This window comes from Vibrio sp. 2132-1 (assembly GCF_033344315.1).
In genome coordinates, this window is the sequence record NZ_JAWPON010000081.1 from 1 (window position 1) to 1,169 (window position 1,169).

The 1,169-nt window shown below is 48.3% G+C and carries 1 protein-coding gene and 1 pseudogene; both read right to left on the reverse strand.

Translation table 11 applies throughout. The features are described 5' to 3' along the window. Positions 1 to 682, reverse strand: a 682-nt coding sequence (locus R8N47_RS23565; protein WP_318185899.1) for a patatin-like phospholipase family protein, incomplete at its 3' end; no start/stop codon positions are given. A gap of 87 nt (positions 683 to 769) precedes the next feature. After that, a pseudogene (locus R8N47_RS23570) lies at positions 770 to 1,169 on the reverse strand (penicillin-binding protein 1B); the annotation flags it as partial.

The window sequence follows — 1,169 nt, forward strand, 5'->3', positions numbered from 1 at the left end:
TGACCACGCCACCGTCAACAAGCATGTGGCCATTTAACTTATACGGAGGGAGTGCGCCGGGTACAGACATACTGGCCATCATGGCATCAACTAAATAACCGTTGCCGATCACCACTTCGTCCAGTTCTAAAATATCTGTCGCAACGGAACGGTAAGGAATGGCAAGCTCATCAAAGGAGTCAAAACGTCCGAGGTTGCCTGTGGTCTCGCGCAACACACGCAACATGTTTTGCCCTTGAACCACACCAGTTGGAGCACGAACCTCGCCGAACCGTAAACCAAGGTCGGTCGTGATTTGATAGCGGTCTTCATATTCTTTGTCACGAACGCGACGCTGACTGCGATCGACGCGATCACGATAACCACTGTTCCAATCAACAGAATAGATAAAACTTTCGATTTCATCGGCGCTCATGCCTGTCGCGTACAAGCCGCCAACATAAGCTCCCATGCTTGTCCCTGTGATGATATCGACAGGAATGTGCATTTCTTCTAGAGCCTTGAGGACACCAATGTGGGCAGCACCTTTTGCGCCGCCACCAGCGAGAACAACCGCGACTTTAGGACGAGTCGGAGTATCCTCATTTTTGACTTGAGCAACAGAAGGAGTGGCTATCAAAAACAAACTTACCCACAACGCGAAATAGCGCGACATCGGGCTTGATGACAGCGTTTTGAACATCCACTTCTTCCTTTACTGAATACTTGATCACTAATATGTACTAAGAATTGACCAGTGAAACAAGTCCATGTTGTTGATTTGGAGATCCTACCAATCAAACAAACTATTCAACCAGTTAGATTTTTTCTCACACTGTTGTTTGATTTGACCCGTTTTATCCCATACTGGAAGTTTGTAATCGCTGCGACAATTCATCTCTAAACCACCGTTGGAGGTCGGTTTAAAGCCAAGCGTCGTCACTTCTTTAGGCCAAGGCAGATCCAAACGCTCAGGAATTCGCTGCGCCAAGTATTCCGCGTAAACACGCAATGCACCGCTTGAGCCCGTAAGGTTGATTGGCTTGTTATCATCACGGCCTAGCCAAATGGTCGTCACTTCACGACCATCAATCCCGACAAACCAGCTATCACGAGTATCGTTACTGGTGCCCGTTTTTCCCGCCAATGCAGCCCAAGCGAATTGGCTTTGAAGGTAGCGGCCTGTACCT